At 61.5% G+C, this 17,586-nt stretch carries 13 protein-coding genes; 7 read left to right on the forward strand and 6 right to left on the reverse strand.

What is annotated here, in order from left to right; translation table 11 throughout:
* The 3 genes from tssC to tssA form a co-directional block, all read right to left on the reverse strand.
* Nucleotides 1–1,074: type VI secretion system contractile sheath large subunit (gene tssC / locus Q1A89_RS21485; RefSeq protein WP_299733445.1), on the reverse strand; the 1,074-nt coding region annotated here is incomplete at its 3' end.
* A 3-nt stretch (nucleotides 1,075–1,077) separates the two neighbouring features.
* Nucleotides 1,078–1,593 carry a type VI secretion system contractile sheath small subunit gene (gene tssB / locus Q1A89_RS21490; protein WP_299733447.1) on the reverse strand — a complete coding sequence of 172 codons (516 nt, stop codon included), beginning with the start codon at nucleotides 1,591–1,593 and terminating at the stop codon, nucleotides 1,078–1,080.
* A gap of 82 nt (nucleotides 1,594–1,675) precedes the next feature.
* Nucleotides 1,676–2,710 (reverse strand): type VI secretion system protein TssA, encoded by a 1,035-nt coding sequence (tssA, locus tag Q1A89_RS21495; protein ID WP_299733449.1) that lies wholly within the window; start codon nucleotides 2,708–2,710, stop codon nucleotides 1,676–1,678.
* Nucleotides 2,711–3,007: 297 nt separating this feature from the next.
* Between tssA and Q1A89_RS21500 the strand changes: the two genes are divergently transcribed.
* The 3 genes from Q1A89_RS21500 to Q1A89_RS21510 all read left to right on the forward strand — a co-directional run bounded on the left by Q1A89_RS21500 (nucleotide 3,008) and on the right by Q1A89_RS21510 (nucleotide 6,308).
* A complete protein-coding gene (locus Q1A89_RS21500; RefSeq protein WP_299733451.1) occupies nucleotides 3,008–3,589 on the forward strand; it encodes a hypothetical protein in 582 nt (193 codons plus the stop codon).
* Nucleotides 3,590–3,632: 43 nt separating this feature from the next.
* Nucleotides 3,633–5,291: a type VI secretion system-associated FHA domain protein TagH gene (tagH, locus tag Q1A89_RS21505; RefSeq protein ID WP_299733453.1), complete on the forward strand. Its 1,659-nt coding sequence runs from the start codon at nucleotides 3,633–3,635 to the stop codon at nucleotides 5,289–5,291.
* Nucleotides 5,292–5,558: 267 nt separating this feature from the next.
* Entirely contained in the window at nucleotides 5,559–6,308 is a 750-nt protein-coding gene (locus Q1A89_RS21510; protein WP_299733455.1) for a VPLPA-CTERM sorting domain-containing protein, read from the forward strand.
* Nucleotides 6,309–6,478: 170 nt separating this feature from the next.
* Here Q1A89_RS21510 and Q1A89_RS21515 read toward each other — a convergent pair whose 3' ends face one another.
* A complete protein-coding gene (locus Q1A89_RS21515) occupies nucleotides 6,479–6,760 on the reverse strand; it encodes a DUF1330 domain-containing protein (RefSeq protein WP_299733457.1) in 282 nt (93 codons plus the stop codon).
* A gap of 96 nt (nucleotides 6,761–6,856) precedes the next feature.
* Here Q1A89_RS21515 and Q1A89_RS21520 point away from each other — a divergent pair, with 96 nt between their 5' ends.
* Complete coding sequence (locus tag Q1A89_RS21520; RefSeq protein WP_299733459.1) at nucleotides 6,857–7,738, forward strand: LysR family transcriptional regulator; 882 nt, start codon at nucleotides 6,857–6,859, stop codon at nucleotides 7,736–7,738.
* A 267-nt stretch (nucleotides 7,739–8,005) separates the two neighbouring features.
* Here the strand turns inward: Q1A89_RS21520 and Q1A89_RS21525 are convergent, their stop codons facing one another.
* Both Q1A89_RS21525 and Q1A89_RS21530 read right to left on the reverse strand, forming a co-directional pair.
* Nucleotides 8,006–13,474: a hypothetical protein gene (locus Q1A89_RS21525; RefSeq protein WP_299733461.1), complete on the reverse strand. Its 5,469-nt coding sequence runs from the start codon at nucleotides 13,472–13,474 to the stop codon at nucleotides 8,006–8,008.
* A gap of 269 nt (nucleotides 13,475–13,743) precedes the next feature.
* Nucleotides 13,744–13,920 carry a hypothetical protein gene (locus Q1A89_RS21530; RefSeq protein WP_299733463.1) on the reverse strand — a complete coding sequence of 59 codons (177 nt, stop codon included), beginning with the start codon at nucleotides 13,918–13,920 and terminating at the stop codon, nucleotides 13,744–13,746.
* Between Q1A89_RS21530 and repA the strand changes: the two genes are divergently transcribed.
* From repA to repC, 3 genes are all read left to right on the forward strand, one after another.
* The gene (gene repA / locus Q1A89_RS21535; RefSeq protein ID WP_299733465.1) at nucleotides 13,909–15,096 is read left to right on the forward strand and encodes a plasmid partitioning protein RepA; all 1,188 of its coding nucleotides are present in this window, start codon (nucleotides 13,909–13,911) and stop codon (nucleotides 15,094–15,096) included. The genes Q1A89_RS21530 and repA overlap by 12 nt on opposite strands.
* Nucleotides 15,086–16,075: a plasmid partitioning protein RepB gene (gene repB, locus Q1A89_RS21540; RefSeq protein WP_299733467.1), complete on the forward strand. Its 990-nt coding sequence runs from the start codon at nucleotides 15,086–15,088 to the stop codon at nucleotides 16,073–16,075. Before repA ends, repB begins: the two co-directional genes overlap by 11 nt.
* Nucleotides 16,076–16,249: 174 nt before the next feature.
* The gene (repC, locus tag Q1A89_RS21545; protein ID WP_299733469.1) at nucleotides 16,250–17,452 is read left to right on the forward strand and encodes a plasmid replication protein RepC; all 1,203 of its coding nucleotides are present in this window, start codon (nucleotides 16,250–16,252) and stop codon (nucleotides 17,450–17,452) included.
* Nucleotides 17,453–17,586 lie beyond the last annotated feature (134 nt).

The raw sequence follows: 17,586 nt of genomic DNA on the forward strand, positions 1-17,586 counted from the left end.
ATTCTTGCGGTGGATGAGAGGCATCATGCCATTGGCGGCCAGCTCCGCCTCGCGGCGGTCCGAGATCGCGATCTCGGTGGGGCACTTCTGGTCGATACCACCATCATCCGTGGGGAAGGTGTGGCTTGGCAGGCCTTCGACAGCACCGCCGCTTTCGATCCCGCGGATCCGCGAACACCAGCCATATTCCTTGAAGGAGCGGTTGATGTTGACGGCCATGCCATAGGCGGCATTCACCCAGCCGTATTTGCTGTGATCGGAACCGTCCGTGTCTTCCTCAAAGGCAAAGGCCTCGACCGGGTCGGTCTTGGAGCCATAAGGCAGACGTCCCAGGAACCGGGGCATCGCGAGGCCCACATATTTGGAATCCTCGCTCTCGCGCAACGAGCGCCACGAGGCATATTCCGGGGTCTGGAAGATCTTGGTCAGATCACGCGGGTTGGCGAGTTCAGACCAGCTGTCCATCTGGAACAGGGTCGGATTGGCGCCGGTGATCAGCGGGGCGTGTGCGGCCGCCGCGATCTTGGACATCTCGCCCAGCAGTTCCACATCCGGTGGAGAGTGGTCAAAGTGGTAGTCCGCCACAAGGCTGCCGTAAGGCTCGCCACCGAACTGACCAAATTCCTCTTCGTAGATCTTCTTGAAGATCGGGGACTGGTCCCAGGCGGTGCCTTTGTATTTGCGCAGGGTCTTGTGCATGTCCTTCTTGGAGATGTTCATGACCCGGATTTTCAGCATCTCGTCGGTCTCGGTGTTGTTGACGAGGTAATGCAGACCGCGCCACGCGCTTTCCAACTGCTGGAAGTCGGGGTGGTGCAGGATTTCGTTGACCTGCTCGGTCAGCTTCTTGTCGATCTGGGCGACAATGCTTTCGATGGTGCGCAGGGCGTCGTCCGAAATCAGCGCGGCGTTGGCCAACGCCTGCTCAGCCAGCGTCTTGACCGCCTGTTCCACAGCCGTCTTGGCCTGATCGGATTTGGGGCGGAATTCCTTCTTCAGCAGATTTTCAAAGTCGGAGGAGCCAAAGGCCGTCGCCTCTTCACCACCGGCTGCTTCTGTTTCAAGTTCGGCCATCGTTTACTCCTGATCTTCAGCGTCATCAGCCTTGGGGGCTGGCTGCGCGGCAAGGGTTTTCAGCAGGGCGGGGTCCTGAGTGATCTTGGCGATAAGATCCTCGGCACCCGATTTCCCGTCCATGTAAGTCATGAGGTTGCTCAGATTGGTGCGGGCATCCAAGAGCTCCTTGAGGGGCTCAACCTTGGCCGCGATGGCGGCAGGGCTGAAATCGTCCATGGATTCAAATGTCATGTCGACGGCCATGTTGCCTTCGCCGCTCAGCGTGTTGGGCACGGTGAATGCCGCACGCGGGGCCATGGACTTCATGCGCTCGTCAAAGTTGTCGACATCGATCTCCAGGAACTTGCGGTCGGCGATGCCGGGCTGAGGCACTTCGGACTTGCCCGCAAGATCGGACATCACGCCCATCACGAAGGGCAGCTGCACCTTCTTTTCCGCCCCGTACAGTTCCACATCATATTCGATCTGGACCCGGGGTGCGCGATTGCGCGCAATGAATTTCTGTGAACTAGCCATGTCCCGTCTCTCCTTCGCAAACTTTTTGCTTTGCTTGTGACCCTAACACGCGGGCCCAAAATCCTATTCGTTTCCATCGGCCTTATTCGTCGTCGCTGATCCCGCCGATCATATTCACGCGGTCAACGCTGTCGTAGGCCATGTCGCGCACGATGGTCATAAAATCCGCGCCGACAAGCTTTTTCGCACGAGTCAGTAAAAGTGGCACCGGACTCGACGGCTCCGCGCGCTCATAATAGCTTATTATGCGGTCCAGTGCATTCTGAACATCAGTCGGGTTGTTGATGGCTCCCGTACCACCGCCACCTGCAGGACGCCCGGCCGGGGCCGAACCGTCGCCCGCATCGCCGTCGCCTGCATCGTCTCCACCCGCATCACCTTCGGGTTCGCCCAGTGCGTTCGCAATCTTGTTGCTGGCCTTCTTGAGCAGCTTGATCAGCGGGTCGAGGTCAGGACCCTGGCCGGGGGTCATCTCGTCGAACTTCGCACTGATCGCCGTCACGTCGACCAGGGACTTGGCCACCGCTTCGGAAATGCCCTTCAGAACCTCTTCGTCGGTGTCCTGAAACGCGGCCTGCACCTGCCCCTGATCCGGGACGTTGTCCATGTCTGACGTCGGGGTGGATTCCCCGTCTGCCACCGAAATCTCGCGCAGGCTGATCGCACCGAATGTGCGGCTCTGGGTCAGCGGAGCGCGGCGGACTCCGCGCAGGATACGGGCATCATCCACCAGCGTCAGGATCGCGTTGATCCGCATGGTCGGATCGTCGTCATCATCGGCGTCCAGCTGCGGGTGGCAGGAGCCCCAGTATTCATCCAGACAGCGGGCCACATAATTGATGGCATCCGAAAACCCGGGAAAGCCTTTTAGCCGCAACTGGGCTTCGGCCAGAAAGATACCGGCGCGCAGATCATGACTGCGACCCAGGATCTCTTCGGCCTTGGCGGCCACCTCTTTATAGTCGGGGTCTTCGGGCGGCAGAATGTCGTCGCCCATCTGGCGTTCTTCACCGTGCGTCGCCGCAATTTCCAGTTCGGTAAAGACCGGATCGTACTCCAGATCTTCGCCGCTTGGTGCGTCGTCTCCATGACTTTGAAGAAGCGCGTCTATGTCCATATTCCCCCCGGCGGCAGGTGCAACCTAGTGATAAGAGTGCCCATTAAGTCGTTGAGCAAGAAACAGCTTATCACAGAAATTTTAGAAGGCTAGCGAAAGCGCGTTCATTCGTATGGGGGTATTTCATACCTTTTAATGTGTTTGGGGCTTCCCTATGCGGCACTGCTGCCCCAACCGCACAGTCTGCAAGATTCATTTCAACCCGATGCGCAAAAGCTGGCGCAAAACATTGACCTGAGCACGCGCGCATCGCACAGTCATCAGCGTGATTGTAAATTATTTCAAACGACGGCCGCGATGGACGATCTGAATTCTGAACAAACCTTGCCTCCGGCGCGGGCCATACGCTTTGACCGGGTGAACGACCTCTATGCTGAGATGCCGGAGATCGCGAAGTTTATCGAGACACCCGCCGAGGATGACGATGGCTATCGCAGCTTTCTTGAACGGCTGCGCGCCTCGCAAACCCCCGAAGACGCGGTGACCTTTACCGCCTTTGCACTGCAGGCCAAGGCCGGGATCAAATGGGGCATGGAATGTGTCGCCTCGCTGATCCCCGACATGGCCCCCGAAGATACCAAACTGATGAACCTTGTGTCGGAATGGCTGGACGATCCGACCTCGGAAAACCGCTGGAAAACGCTGGAAGTGGCGCTGTTCGCGCCGCGCCGTTCGCCTGCGGTCTATCTGGGGCTGGCCGTTGGTTGGTCCGGCGGACCTCTGGCCCCCAACGATCTGGTCACCGTGCCGGCCTGGCGTGCTCCGCGCGCGCTCAGTTCCGCCGTGATGCGGGCCGTGGGGCAGATGCGCACCGAACACCGCGGCGAAAGCCTTGATTTCGTGCTGGACCGCGCGGCCGGGCTGTTCCGCCTGAACTGACGCCGCCGACGCGGCAACACCGTCAAAAGGACGCTCAAGACCTATGGACAGGCTGACACTGCGAATCGAGAACCGGTCGGACGCGGCGGGCGACATGCCCGAGGACATCTCGGTCCTGGGTCAGGGGATCAGCATCGGGCGCAAGATGGAAAACGACTGGTCGTTGCCAGACAGCACCCGGTTCATCTCGGGCAAACATGTGCGCATTCTCTACGAGGGTCAGGGTTATGTGATCGAGGATGTGTCGACCAACGGCACTTTCATGAACGGCTCGACCACCCGGATCGAGGGCAAGCGCAAGCTCGAACATGACGACCGTATCCGCATCGGCAGTTATATAGTGGCCGTCGAACTGGAACCGGTCGATGACAGCGCCATGCGCCAGATCAGCGGCGCCCAAGGGGTGCAGGCACCGCCCACCGCAGGCAACATGCGCCCGCCCTCTGGCGGCATCCAGCGCAATGTCAGCATGCCACCGCAAGGCCAGACTCAGTCGCGCGGTGCGCAAACGCCGGACTTTTCCCGCTTTCAGGGCGGCGCAGGCGGGGCCACGGGCGTGCAGCGCCCCACGGGCGGGATTTCGATGCCACCCACGGCCAACAGCGCGCCACCCGCCACGCCGATCCCGGATGACTTTGACGACGATCTGCTGGGCCTGCCCGGATCCGAGCCCGCAGAGGCCAAGGCCCCCGATCCAGCGCCGGCCGCACCTCCCGCTGCCGCGACGCCAGAACCGGCCCCCGCCCCGGCGGCCGCGCCCGATCCAACACCCGCCCCGGCGCAGCCCAACGAAACCCCGGCTTTCGAGGTGACGCCGGTGCCGACATCCGGCCCCGCCCCCATCCCGAAACACGAGGCCCCTGCCCCGGCTCAGGCGCAGACCCCGGCACAAGAGCTCACCGGCCCGTTCTCTCCCACCGATCCGACCGCCGCACCGCTGGTGCTGCCCGAAACCGCCGAAGTGCCGCCGGTGCCGGTCGTCGAAAGGACCGACCTGACTCCGCGCGGCCTTGGCGAACGCTTTGCCGAAACCGCCGCCCCGCGCCCTGCCCCGGCACCTGCCGCCGCAGAACCGGCGCAATCCGCCCCCGCGCCAGCACCGGCACCCGAACCAACTCCCGCCCCCGAACCGGCCACCAACGCGCTGCTCGAAGGGTTCCTCGAAGGGGCCGGGATTCAGGACGCCGACCAGCTCGGCTTTGACTTGCACGATCTGGGCGTGATGCTCGGCAAATGCGCCCGGCTCGGCACGCAGGAAATGATGCAGATGCTGCAGGACCGCTCGGCGGTGAAGTTCTTCGTGGCCAATGACGACCGGACCATGCGGATCGCCAGCGGCAACAACCCGATGAAATTCATGATCGACCCGGACGAGGCGTTCACGGCGCTCTTCGTGCAACCGCGCGACGGCTACCAGACCGGCCCCGAAGGGTTCGACAACGCGCTCACCGACATCCGCCAGCACCAGGCCGCAATGATGGCCGCGATCCAGCCCGCACTTGCCGACATGCTCGAAGGGCTGGCACCGAAAGAGATCGCGCAGGATGCAGGTGGCGGACGTCTGGGCAGTGGCGCGCGCAAATCGTGGGAAGAATACGAAAAGCGTTGGGAAGCCCGTGCAGCCCAGGGCGAAAACGGCATGCTCGACGCCTTTCTGGACGCCTTCGCGCGGCGCTACAATCAGGCCCTCGACGCGCTCTGATTTTTCGCAATATCCGCACCGTTCCGCCTCACAAAAACCACGACCCAAATGTCTTCAAACGCGCGAATCACCGACGCGCATGCGGCTGGCGCGCATCGACAAATCCGGGCCAGAGACGCCGACCGACGGCCCACCGCCCATGTCTTCGCGCAGTGCGGGTAAAGAATTCCCCCCTGAATTGAGTCTTCGCCCGATCGAACGATTTTCCCGGGCATTCGCGCATTCGGATGCTAAATTGCTGCCACATTTCGTGTGGGAGTAATTGGGATGAAACATTTTGTTTTCGGAGCGGCCGCTTTGGCATTGGCGACGATCGGTATTTCGGTCGGCCAAGAGGCGCAGGCCGCGACCGACTATGAGGGCATCTACGAAGCCACCAGCGTGAACACCCGCGGCAACGATCACACCGTCTGGTTGCCGGGCCTGTTCTCGGGCACGGACGCCTACTGGCAGTTCACTGGTGGCGCTGGCAACTTCTCGGTCGGTGCAGGCAATGCAACGGCATCGCTGGGCGGCACCATCGACAACAACGGTGATCCGAACCTCATGCTCGAACTGGCCGTGGAATACGTTCTGCGTGACCCGAACGAGCCCGGCGTGAGCGGTGTCAAAGGCGGCGGCATTGATGGCGGCCTCAACGCCACGGAACGCGCCGCGCTGATCGACACATGGTCATTCTTCGACATCGTGTCGGCCTCCCTGACGGGCGTGGGCGCTCTTGAGGGCCTTGTGCTTGAACTGACGGCCTTCCCGACACTGCCCGAGGATATCCCGTTCCAACTGGGCGAAAGCGCCAACGACAAGAACCAGGGTCTCGGCGGGTCCGGCTGGTTTTCGTGGTCGATTGTCTCGCAAGCGACGGACATGACCTATGTGGCGCTGCCCAATGGCAGCTCGAACCAGCATGGCGACATCAATATCAACCTCTCCGCCGTACCGCTTCCGGCCGGAGGTGTGCTACTGATTGGTGGTCTGGCTGCACTCGGCGCGGTGCGACGCCGGAAGAAAGCCGCCTGAAGACGGCATAAACATCCGCAAGAACAACGGCCCGCCACTGGCGGGCCTTTTTTGTTGCACCCGGACCGGATGTCCAATGCACGTGCCAATGATGGCCATGCGGGACGAAGCGGACCTTCTCAAGTTGCGATTGAAGGTCCGCTGGCAATTTTTCTTTGGGGTTGCCAATCTCAACCTAAGAGCAAAATATCGGAACCGCCCGCACTGCGGCGCAAGGCATGCACATCTTCCAACTGTGCGTCATTCGCCCAAGCCAATGCAGCGGCCTTGTTTGGAAAGCTCAAGAGTGCTGCCGTATCTGGCTTGTCTGGAGCCCCGTCCAAAACGGTGAAGTCTTTGGTGGCACTTTCCACCTTTCCGCCGTGTTTGGCGAGCGCTGCGCCTGCGACCTCGCGATATTGTTCAAGTGCCGCTGGGTCGTTCACCGTCAGCTTTGCGTATGCGTAAATCATGATGACATCCTTTCGTTCTCTGCCATCAGAAAGTAGTCCGATGCAGCACATGCGAAAACGCGTGATTTTGCATAAGTTATATGCGAAAATGCTTGTATGCGATTGATTTGGGATGACTTGCGAACGGTTCTGATGTTGGTGCGCCATCAAACACTTGCTGGCGCCGCCGATGCGTTGGAGGTGAACTACACAACTGTGGCACGCCGCGTTCGGCGGGCAGAGAGTACACTCGGTCAGATCCTTTTCGAGCGCTTGGCAGATGGGTACCAGCCGACCGAGATCGCCAAAGTGGTCGCATCCCACGCGGAAAAAATGGAGACGTCTGAATTCGATCTGCGCCGCTATCTACAAGGTGCAGACAGCGCGCTGACCGGAACTTTCACGATTACCGCGCCTCAGCTTCTGATATCGAGTTTTCTGGCGCCCGTGTTGGATGACTTTGACCAAGCGTACCCAAATATCGAACTGCGCGTTTTGGCGACCAATGACATCTTGGACCTAACCCGGCTTGAGGCTGACCTCGCCATTCGTATCAGCAGAAATCCGGGGGATACCCTGAAGGGCCTAAGACTGCTTAAACAGGAGACAGCGAGTTTTGCGAGTCCGCGTCTGGCTGATCATATCCGATCCCATCCCACTGATATGATCGATTGGATTGTTTACGATACTTTCCCGAACGTACCCAAAGGCACCAGCCCCATGTTCCCAAACAATCGCGTGCGTTTCCGCTTCGACGATATGGTCGCAATGCTGGGAGCCGCGCAGGCAGGACTTGGTGTCCTGCGCGTGCCGTTGTTTCTTGGGCGCACCACGTCAGGATTAGAGATAGTTCCTGTGCTGCCACCGCAACCATACTCTGACATTTGGGTGGTGGGACACCCGGACGTCTGGCCGTCAAAAAAGGCACAGGCTTTTCGTGAAGTGCTGATTGCTCATAGCAAGCGGTCCCGTAGTATCTTCACTAGCCAAGCAGACTGATCAACGTCCGCAGAGCAGCCTTTGGCCGCAGTGCAGAACTTCCGGATTGTGCGCTCGTAGCCGCCCTTCGTAACGCTACTCATTCTAAGTGACCGGATACCCTATCCACACTGCCCCAAACTCTGCATCCCACCACCGGGACCGAAACCACCAAACCAGGCATTCCCAGCGCCAGCAGCGATCCACACAACACTCACGTGTCTCATCCAAAGAAAAACGGGGCACCCTTCTTCAAGGGCACCCCGCTCAATTCACATGTGTCCCGGATCAGAACTGCAGTCGGAACTGGCCGGTGATGCCATAGCTTTCCACGTCGCTGCTGAACCGTGCATCGACCCGGACCGAGGCGTTCAGCTGACGGGCGTTGCCCGCCTGACCGGGGCTCAGCAGTTTGAGGTAGTTCACCCCAAGGCTGACTTCGCCATACGCGCCGAGGTTTTCCAGATCGAGGTTCCGTGTCGCTCCGTTGGACAGGTTGAACACGGCCCGGCGATCATCGGCAAAGTCGTTATAGACCGTTGCCGTGCCGAAATAGCTGATCAGGCTGACTTCATCCGGCAGGATCACCGTGTTGGCCAGTGACGCACTGAGGAAGCCGACACGGCTGAACCCGTCGTCAAAGGACAGGCTGTCGCCCGCCGCACTCAGCAAAACGTCGTCAGTGCGGTTTTTCGAGATCGAGAAACCCGCCGAAGAGACGAATGTCAGACCGGGATTGTCTGCAACCTGCCAGGAATAGCCAACCGCGCCGGACAGTGTCTGGCCGAGGTTGTCATATTCCGTGTTGAAGTCCGCCAGACCCGAACCGCCCGACACAACCTGGTTGATCTGGCTTTCGAACTCGGTGTCCTCATAGCGGAACTGCAGGTCGGCAAAGAAGCGGCCGCGCGCTGCCGTGGCATAGACGCCGATGTATTTCTGGAAGATGTCGCTGTCGAGCGTGTTCTCCAGCGCGCCAGACAGGCCAAAGCTGCTTGAGGTCGAGGTCGCGTCGTTGAAGCCGGCGATGGCCCCGAACGCCAGATCCCAGCCACTGTAGTGGCCGCCAAAGCAGGCAAAGTCACCACCGAACTGCAGACCGGCATAGTTCAGTCCCACAGGCGAGTTGCCCGCGATGCCGGATGTGACGTCCGTGAACGACCCGTCCGCATTGGCCGTACCGCCTGTGGCCCGTGTCCACACACCGGCGCCACATGCGTCTTCTTCGGCGCCTGCGGCAAGGTCAGCCACAAAGGGGCTGGTGGGACGGTTCACGATGGTGTTCACCAGCGTCTGGGTCAGACCCACGGTCGCGGCAATGCCGCTCACCGCCGAGGCGGTCGTGGCCTGCAGGCGGATGTTGCCCGCGCCATCATCCACAAGGAAGTAGTCCAGCGCGCCCTGGTTGGTGAAGCCGCTGATCGAGCCAAAGGACAGACCCGCGCTCGAACCGGTATAGGTCAGAACCAGCGCGTTGTTGAAATCACCCGCGCCGTCTTCGGTGCCAAGGCGGAAGGACAAGGTGCCCATTGGGTTGGCCACGTTGGCGATGGTGCCGGATGCGGTCTCGCCCACGCCGTTCAGCGTGGTGTCGATCTCGACAAACAGGTTGCCCGCCGTGCTGCCCGCATTCAGCGTCGTGCCCGACCCGTCCAGATCAAGCAGACCACCCGGCGTGTTGACAGTGCCGACGACAGTCGCGGTGCCGGTCACCGTTGTTGTGCCAGCGGTCTGCGTCAGGCTGCCGGTCGAACTGCCGGTCAGCAGGGATACAGCGCCACCCGAATTGGTCAGGGCCGCCACGGTGCCGTTGTTCACAAGGGCACCTGCGGCGGCGACGTTGGTGTTGGCCGTGACGTTTCCGGTCACGGTCGATGTGCCACCGGCGATGTTCAGGGTCCCGTCACCGCTGATCGTCCCGGCCAGGGCCGAATCCGCGTTCAGGCTGAGGGTTGTGGCCGCGCCTGTCAGTGTGGTGGCGCCAGTGCCTGCAAGGGACGAGATCGACTCCGATCCAGTCAGGGCGAATGTCGTGCCCGCATTGGCTGTCACGGTTGCCCCGGCGGCCAGCGCACCGCCATCCGTGGACAGGGTGCTGCCCGCATTGGTGATGTTCAGATCGGTCGAGGCCAGCGTGCCTGCGCCCGTCACGGCCAGTTCGCCCGCGTTGACGTTCACGGGGCCGGTAAAGGTGTTGGCACCGGTCAGCGTTGTCGTGGCAGTGCCTATCTTGGTCAGGGCCGTGGTGCCTGTCCCGTTCTCGATCACACCGCTGAAAGTGGTGTTGTTCAGAGCGTTCAGCGTCAGGGTCGGCGCGCCTCCACCACTGTTGGTGACGGTGCCTGCACCTGACAGATCAGCAAGCTGTGTATCCAGACCACCCAAATCGATCGCGCCGCTTGCGCCAACGCTTACCGATTGCGCAACGTTGCCAGCAAAAAGGCCGCTGGCAGTTGCCGCAGAGCCAAAGCTAAGCGTGCCGCCATTTACGGCAAGGCTTGACCCGGCAATCGAAGCGGTCCCTCCAGATGTACTGAGTACAACTGTGCCTGTGTTTGTGCCATCGCCAACAACCAATGCTCCGGGTCCCGTGGACAAGGAGGTCGCGGGGTTGATGGTCAGAGTGGTCCCGGCCGCCGCCAGCAATGTGCCGCCATTGGCCGTGGTCAGATTGACCGTGGCCGCAGTGACGTTGGACGCGGCGGTCGCGCTCAGCGTGCCGCCATCAAGGGTCAGCACGCTGGATGTGACAGTGCCACCGGCCATGTTCAGTGTCCCGGTTGCGGCCACGGTTGTGGTGTTTGCGCCCGTGATTGAACCGCCGGTCACAACCGAGGTTGTGCCTGTATCGACCGTCGTGTTGCCGGTGCCGTCAAGGGTACCTGCAATGGTGCCGCCCGACAGGGTCTTGGTACCGGGTGCATCCACGGTGACGGTTGTGCCCGCCGCGACTGTTGCGCCGCCGGACTGGGTAAAGTTGTCAGCGGCCACGGTCACAGTGCCGCCCGTGGTGCTGGTGGCACCGCTTTGCGAAAACAGGCCGTCCACGGTCAGTGTACTGGTGCCGTTCACGACACCGCCGGTCTGGTTCAGCGACGCAATGGTATCAGTGCCGTTGACAGTCAGGGTCGAGGTGCCCGCAACAGACACAGCCTCGTTGTCGGCAATGCCGTTGCCGTCCGTGGTCAGCGTACCTGTGCCGGACAGGTTGATCGCGTTGCCGTTTGTGTCGATGCTGCCTGCGCCGGTCTCGGCCAGCGTGCCGCTGGTCACAGCCAGCGAGGCCGCATTGGTGATCGTACCGCCGCTCAGCGCGGTGGTGCCGGTGGTCACAGTGATCGCGCCCGCGCCATCAAGGTTGCCCGAGATGGTGCCGCCCTGCAGGCTTTGCGCACCTGCGGAGGTCACGGATGTGCCCGTTGCGATGACGCCGCCGGTCTGGGTGAATGTGCCCGAGTTGATGTCGACCGTGCCGCCGGTTGTCCCTGCGGACTGGCTGAACAGGCCGGTCACACCCAGCGCGCTGTTGCCGTTTACGGTACCGCCGGTCTGGGTCAGCGACGCGACCGTATCGGCCCCGTTGACGGTCAGGGTCGACAGGCCAGCAACGGACACGGCCTCATTGTCGGCAATGCCGTTGCCGTCCGTGGTCAATGTACCTGTGCCGGACAGGTTCACCATATTGCCCGAGGTGTCGATGCTGCCTGCACCGGTCTCGTTAAGCGTGCCGCTGGTGACCGCCAGTGATGCTGCATTGGTGATGGTGCCGGTCAGGCTGGTTGTGCCAGTGGCCACGGTGATGGCGCCCGCGCCATTGAGGTTGCCCGCGATGGTGCCGCCGTTCAGGCTTTGCGCGCCGGCGGAGGTGACTGTTGTCAATGCCGCTAACGACCCGCCACCCGATTGGGCAAAGGTCGCACTGCTGACAGTGCCGCCGCCTTCGATAGATCCACCTGTCTGGTTCAGGGCAGCAATGCCGGACATGGTCGATCCGCCTGCAACACTGACGGTCCCGCCGGTGTTGAGGTTGTCGTTTCCAACCGTCACGTTGCCGGACACCACGTTGATGGCCGAGGTCGCGGTCAGGTTGTTGATTGCCCCCGTGCCCGCGCCACCCGCGTTCAGCTGTGCTGTGCCGCCGGGCCCGTTAAAGTTGATCGTACCACCGGCATTGTTGTTGATGTCACCCGTGTCGGTGACGATGCCATTTGCGGCGACATTGATGGTCATGTTGTTGTTGAGCGTGTTGGATGTGCCCTCAAGGGTCGACCCAACGCCCACATTGATAATGTTGTTGTTGGTGATCACCCCGGCCGAAACCGTCGTACCGTCACCAATACCAAGCGTCCCGCCCGTTTCGTTCAGAAGCGTGCCGATGCCGGTGATCGACCCGCCGGTGATCACATTGAGCGCACTTGTGTTGGTCAGGTCATTGCCGCTGCCGGTGACCAGCGCACTGACGTTCATCGTGTTGTTGTTTGTCAGGTTGCCCAGCAGCGCCAGCGGGGCCGTTATGTCCAGCGCGATATTGGCGATGATATTGCCATCAAGCTGCACATTGCCGCCCAGCGTCGGGGCCGCCCCATCAAAGGTGGTGCCCGCATTCAGCGTGATGTCGCCGTCCCCGCCCATGCCGTCGACCGAATTGATGGTCACGGTGTCGGTGCCGTTGGTATCGATGTCGCCTGCGCTGATAAATCCGGTGGAGGTCAGCGTGACGTTGTTGCCCGCTGGCACGGTGGATGCATCCAGCGTCCCGCCCGTCTGGTTGTTAAAGCTGCCGCCGACCACGCGGTCGTCCGTGATTACAAAGTTTGACGCGTTCTCCACATCGCCCAGCGTACCGCCGTTGAAGGTGAAGGTGCCGATGTTGATGTCAGTAAGGCCCGTGATTTCGCCAGCGGTCATGGTTGTCGAACCGGTGGCGCTGGTCAATTGACGCAGGCTGGCAATCGTGCCGCCTCCGATATCCGCTGTACCGCCGTTGACGTCCACGTTGCCAACTGAACCGCTGTTGACGTCCAGGATGCCGCCCGATTGCACAACCGTGCCCGCGGCGGCCGTCATGCCGCTTCCCGCGCCAAGGTTACCGCCCGCGACGGTGACCGTGCTGTCATTGATCCGGGTGATGCCCAGTACGACGCCGGTTGCGGAAATGGTGGTTGTACCTGAATCGCTGTTCAGCGATCCGATCTCACCGGAAACGGTGATCGGGCCGGTGCCATCGACCTCCAACTCGCCCGCGATGTTGCCCGACAGCGTGATGTTGCCAGCTGTGTTAGTGCGCACGTCGGATGTGAAATTGGCCGCGATGTTGGATGTGACCGTGCCGCTGTCCAGAATGGATCCGTTCAGCGTGATGTCGCCGGGGCCGTTGATGTTGATCGTATTGGTCGCCAGCGTGATGTTGTTCACCGTCACGCCCGCCGCGGCAACGCTCACCGAATAGGCACCGGGAGGGCCCCCGAAAGTCGCGTTCGCACCGGACGTGAAATCAACGCTGGTTGCGCCGTCCAGCCAATCCAGCGTTCCGCCGCCTTCTTGCCACGTGCCCGCCCCGCCGACGGCAGGGGGCGTATTGGCCGTCCCGCCGATATTCCATTCCAAATCCTGGGCCTGCGCCGCGCCGCCAAGCGCCAGCGTGACCCCCGTCGCCAGCACGAAAACCAGTTCCGCTGCGCGTCCGACCCGGCAATGTTTGCGCAGACTGCGTTGACGGATACCAGCTTGAATAATTGCGGTGCGCGTGTCGGTCATTAGAATACCCATTCAATTTTCTGCAAATACAGTTGATCGCAAACAACCACGTTGCGCCTCGCGTCGCAAATCTTTTGCATCCCTTAACCATAGAAAACCGCGTTAACTGTGACCTTTAGGCACACTCTTTGCAGGTGATTCTATGCCCCAACCCGACCCGTAGGGTGCCGTAGGGGCATTTGGCCCATAAAACACTACATATAGAAAACTCTTGCGGGAATCGTAAAAACCCGTAAACCATTTACGCTAGAGACAGAATAAAACGCCTTTCAGCGTAACTCACGCAGACCAACCGATGCCATGAAGGCAGGTCGATGCGCTGAAATGGTGGCATCGCGGGGCACACCGCGCAAGACAAAAGGGCGAAAAAACGCGCCCAAAACGGCAGGCATCCCGGTCACATCCGGGGGCAACAGGAACAGGCAGGGCAGCGCATGCAAAAGCATGTCACACGCATTGACACCCTCGTGGGCGCGCACGCCGCGCGCCTCTCTGAACGTCTGCAGGCCCACCGCGAACAGCTATTTCCGCCCGACGCACAGCGCACCCTGCGCACCTTCACGTCCGGAGAGGTCGCCGACCTTCTGGGGGTCAAGGACGCCTACCTGCGCAAGCTCCACCTCGACGGGCGCGGCCCCGAACCCGAGATCCGCGCAGGCGGGCGGCGCCACTACACGCCCGAGGACATCCAGACCCTGCGCCAGATGCTCGAAAAAGGGGCGAAATCCGCGGGCACCTACCTGCCCGGGCGGCGCGGGAATGACAGCCTGCAGGTCATCACCGTGATCAACTTCAAGGGTGGGTCGGGCAAGACCACCACCGCCGCCCACCTCGCCCAGAAAATGGCGCTCGACGGCTACCGTGTGCTGGCCATCGATCTGGACCCGCAGGCGTCGTTTTCGGCGCTGCACGGCTTTCAGCCCGAGTTCGACCTGCTGGACGGCGGCACGATCTACGACGCGATCCGCTATGACGACCCGGTCCCGATCCAGTCCCTCATCCGCAAAACCTATTTCACCAATCTCGACCTGATCCCCGGCAATCTCGACCTGATGGAGTTCGAACACGAAACCCCCCGGGCGCTGGCCGCACGCGAAGGGGCGATGTTCTTTACCCGGGTCGGCACAGCACTTGGCGAGGTCGAACAGGACTACGACGTGGTGATCATCGACTGCCCGCCGCAACTGGGGTTTCTCACCATGTCCGCGCTGTCGGCGGCGACGGCGGTGCTGGTCACGGTGCATCCGCAAATGCTCGACGTGATGTCGATGTGCCAGTTCCTGCTGATGACGTCGAACCTCTTGGGCGTGGTCGCGGATGCGGGGGGCGACATGTCCTATGACTGGCTGCGCTACGTGGTCACGCGCTATGAACCCGGCGACGGGCCGCAGAACCAGATGGTGACTTTCATGCGCTCGCTGTTCGGCGATCATGTGCTCAACAACACCGTGCTGAAATCCACCGCGATCTCGGATGCCGGGATCACGAAACAGACCCTGTACGAGGTCGAAAAGGGCCAATTCACCCGCACCACCTATGACCGCGCGATGGAATCCATCAACGCGGTGAACAGCGAAATCGAGGCACTGGTGCAAACTGCATGGGGACGCAATGGCACGTAAAAACCTGCTCGAAGGGTTGATGGCCGAAGGGGCCAGGCCCGCCGAAACCGCCCCCGGCGCCAAACGCCCCCTCAAGGGCGCGATCGGTGCTGTCTCGCAATCCATCGAGGCGCTCAAGGCGCGCGCCCTGCTCGACATCGACCCGTTTCTGATCGACGCAGGCGGGCTACAGGACAGGCTCGAAACCGACGACGCAGAGGACGCGGCCCTGCTCGCTTCGATCCGCGATTATGGCCAGCAGGTGCCGGTGCTGGTGCGCCCGCATCCGGATGATCCCGACCGGTTCCAGATCGTCTATGGCCGCCGCCGGGTGCTGGCGCTGCGCGACCTTGGCAAACCGGTCAAGGCGCTGCTGCGCGAGCTGGACGATTCCGCCCTCGTCATGGCGCAGGGACAGGAAAACAACGCCCGACGCGGGCTCAGCTTTATCGAAAAGGCGAACTTCGCCGCCCAGATGCGCGATGCGGGCTATGAACGCCACGCCATGTGCGACGCGCTCGCCATCGACAAGACCGTGGTGTCGCGCATGCTGCAGATCGTGGACCGCATCGGCACGGATCTGATCACCACCATTGGTGCCGCCCCGTCGGTGGGTCGCGACCGCTGGTCGGCTCTGGCCAGCAAGTTAGAGACGGGTGAAGTCGATGCAATGACCATGATCGACATGATCGCGGCCAAGGCGCATTCCGGCAGCGACAGCAACGACCGCTTTGAAATCGCCATCCGAACCGGCGACGATCACACCCCGGTGGTCAAGGAACATACGCCAACGGATGGTCCGCCCAAACCCCGCGCCAGCCGGCGCACCATCATGGGGGCCACCAGTGGTGCGCCCATTGCGCGCGCCATGATGGGCCATGACAAGGTGGTCCTCACCCTGCCCCGCGAAAGCGGGTTCGAGGATTGGCTTGTCGATCATCTTTCAGAAATTCACCGGACATGGGTGCAATCCCAGGCCGATGAAGACCCCGAGCAGTAACACAAACAACAGGAGGCACAGGACAGGCACCGCCGAAAAAACAAAGCCCCCCAGATCATAACGACCCGAGAGGCTCCGATTTGGTTCTAGCACCTCCGAATCTACGCGCTCCATGAGTCGGCTGTCAACAACACCTGGCGGGTGAACGGCACTTTTTTGCCTTGTGAACAGCATATGGAACGACTTTCAACGACGCCCTTCGGGCAGCGGCCGGTGACGGCTGACCTGCTCAAGGCGGCCGCCCGCGCCGCCGAGGCCCCCACCCTGCCCCATGTGGACAAATGGGAACTGTTGCGCAGCCTATGTGCCGCGCGCGATGCATTTGCCATCACCGATCGCGAAATTGGCGTGCTCGAGGCCTTGCTCAGCTTTCATCCCGAGAAGCTTTTGGGCGGCAATGCCGATATGGTGGTGTTCCCCTCGAACCGCGCGCTGTCGGATCGCTGTCACGGCATGGCCGAAAGCACCCTACGCCGTCATCTCGCCCGTCTGGTCGACGCCGGCCTGATCCTGCGCCACGACAGCCCCAACGGCAAACGCTATGCCCGCCGCGACCCCAGCGGAGAGGTCCTGCGCGCCTTTGGCTTCGATCTGCGCCCGCTTCTGGTGCGCGCGCCCGAGATCGCCCAGGCCGCCGAGGTGGCGCGTGCGGCGGCGGAACGGCTGCGGACTTTGCGCGAAAAGGTCTCTCTGCAAAAGCGTGATGCGCAGAAACTGGCTCTCTACGGGCTGGAACAGGGTCACACAGGCCCGTTTGAGGGGCTTCTGGCGCAACTGCTTGATGTGACCCGCATGATGCGCCGCAAGCTCTCTCTGGCGGAGTTGGACGAGGTCGCAGGCCATGTGTCCGAACTGCTGGAACAGACCCTGAAATACGTCTCTAAAGCAGAAGAAATGAGCGGCAATGACGCTTCATTTGAGCGCCAGTATCAGAGTTCAAATACAGACTCTTCTGATCTTGAACCTTGCTTGGAAAAAAGCAGGGTGGCGGATGTGGATGCCTCACTGGCTGAGGATGGCGTTGAGGTCAAACCGGATGTGCCCATCCCTCTGGGTCTCGTGTTGCGCGCAGTGCCCGAGGCGTTGGAATACGCCCAAACCCCCGTGACCAGTTTTGCAGACCTCGCCCGATTGGGTGCCTTCCTGCGTGGCATGATCGGCGTCAGCCCGTCGGCCTGGGACGACGCGGTGGCGGCCATGGGCGTGGAGGTTGCAGGGATCACCATCTGCTGCCTGCTCCAGCGCATTGACGACATCCGCTCGCCGGGCGGGTACCTGCGCAAGCTGACGCTTGAGGCGCAATCGGGTAAATATTCCGTCTCCAGGGTGGTCATGGCGTTAATCCAGCGTCCACAGGGTGCGGGGCCAAAAAGTTGACATCTGTCAACTCCTCGTTTGGATCGGGAAAAGTTGACAGCTGTCAACTCTGTCGTCGGGCGCTGATTTTCCCTGAAAACTTGACCCAAGGGAACGAAAACCGCACAGTGCGGCTCAGGGCAGATAAGTCGTTG

This window comes from uncultured Tateyamaria sp. (assembly GCF_947503045.1).
Lineage (GTDB): Bacteria > Pseudomonadota > Alphaproteobacteria > Rhodobacterales > Rhodobacteraceae > Tateyamaria.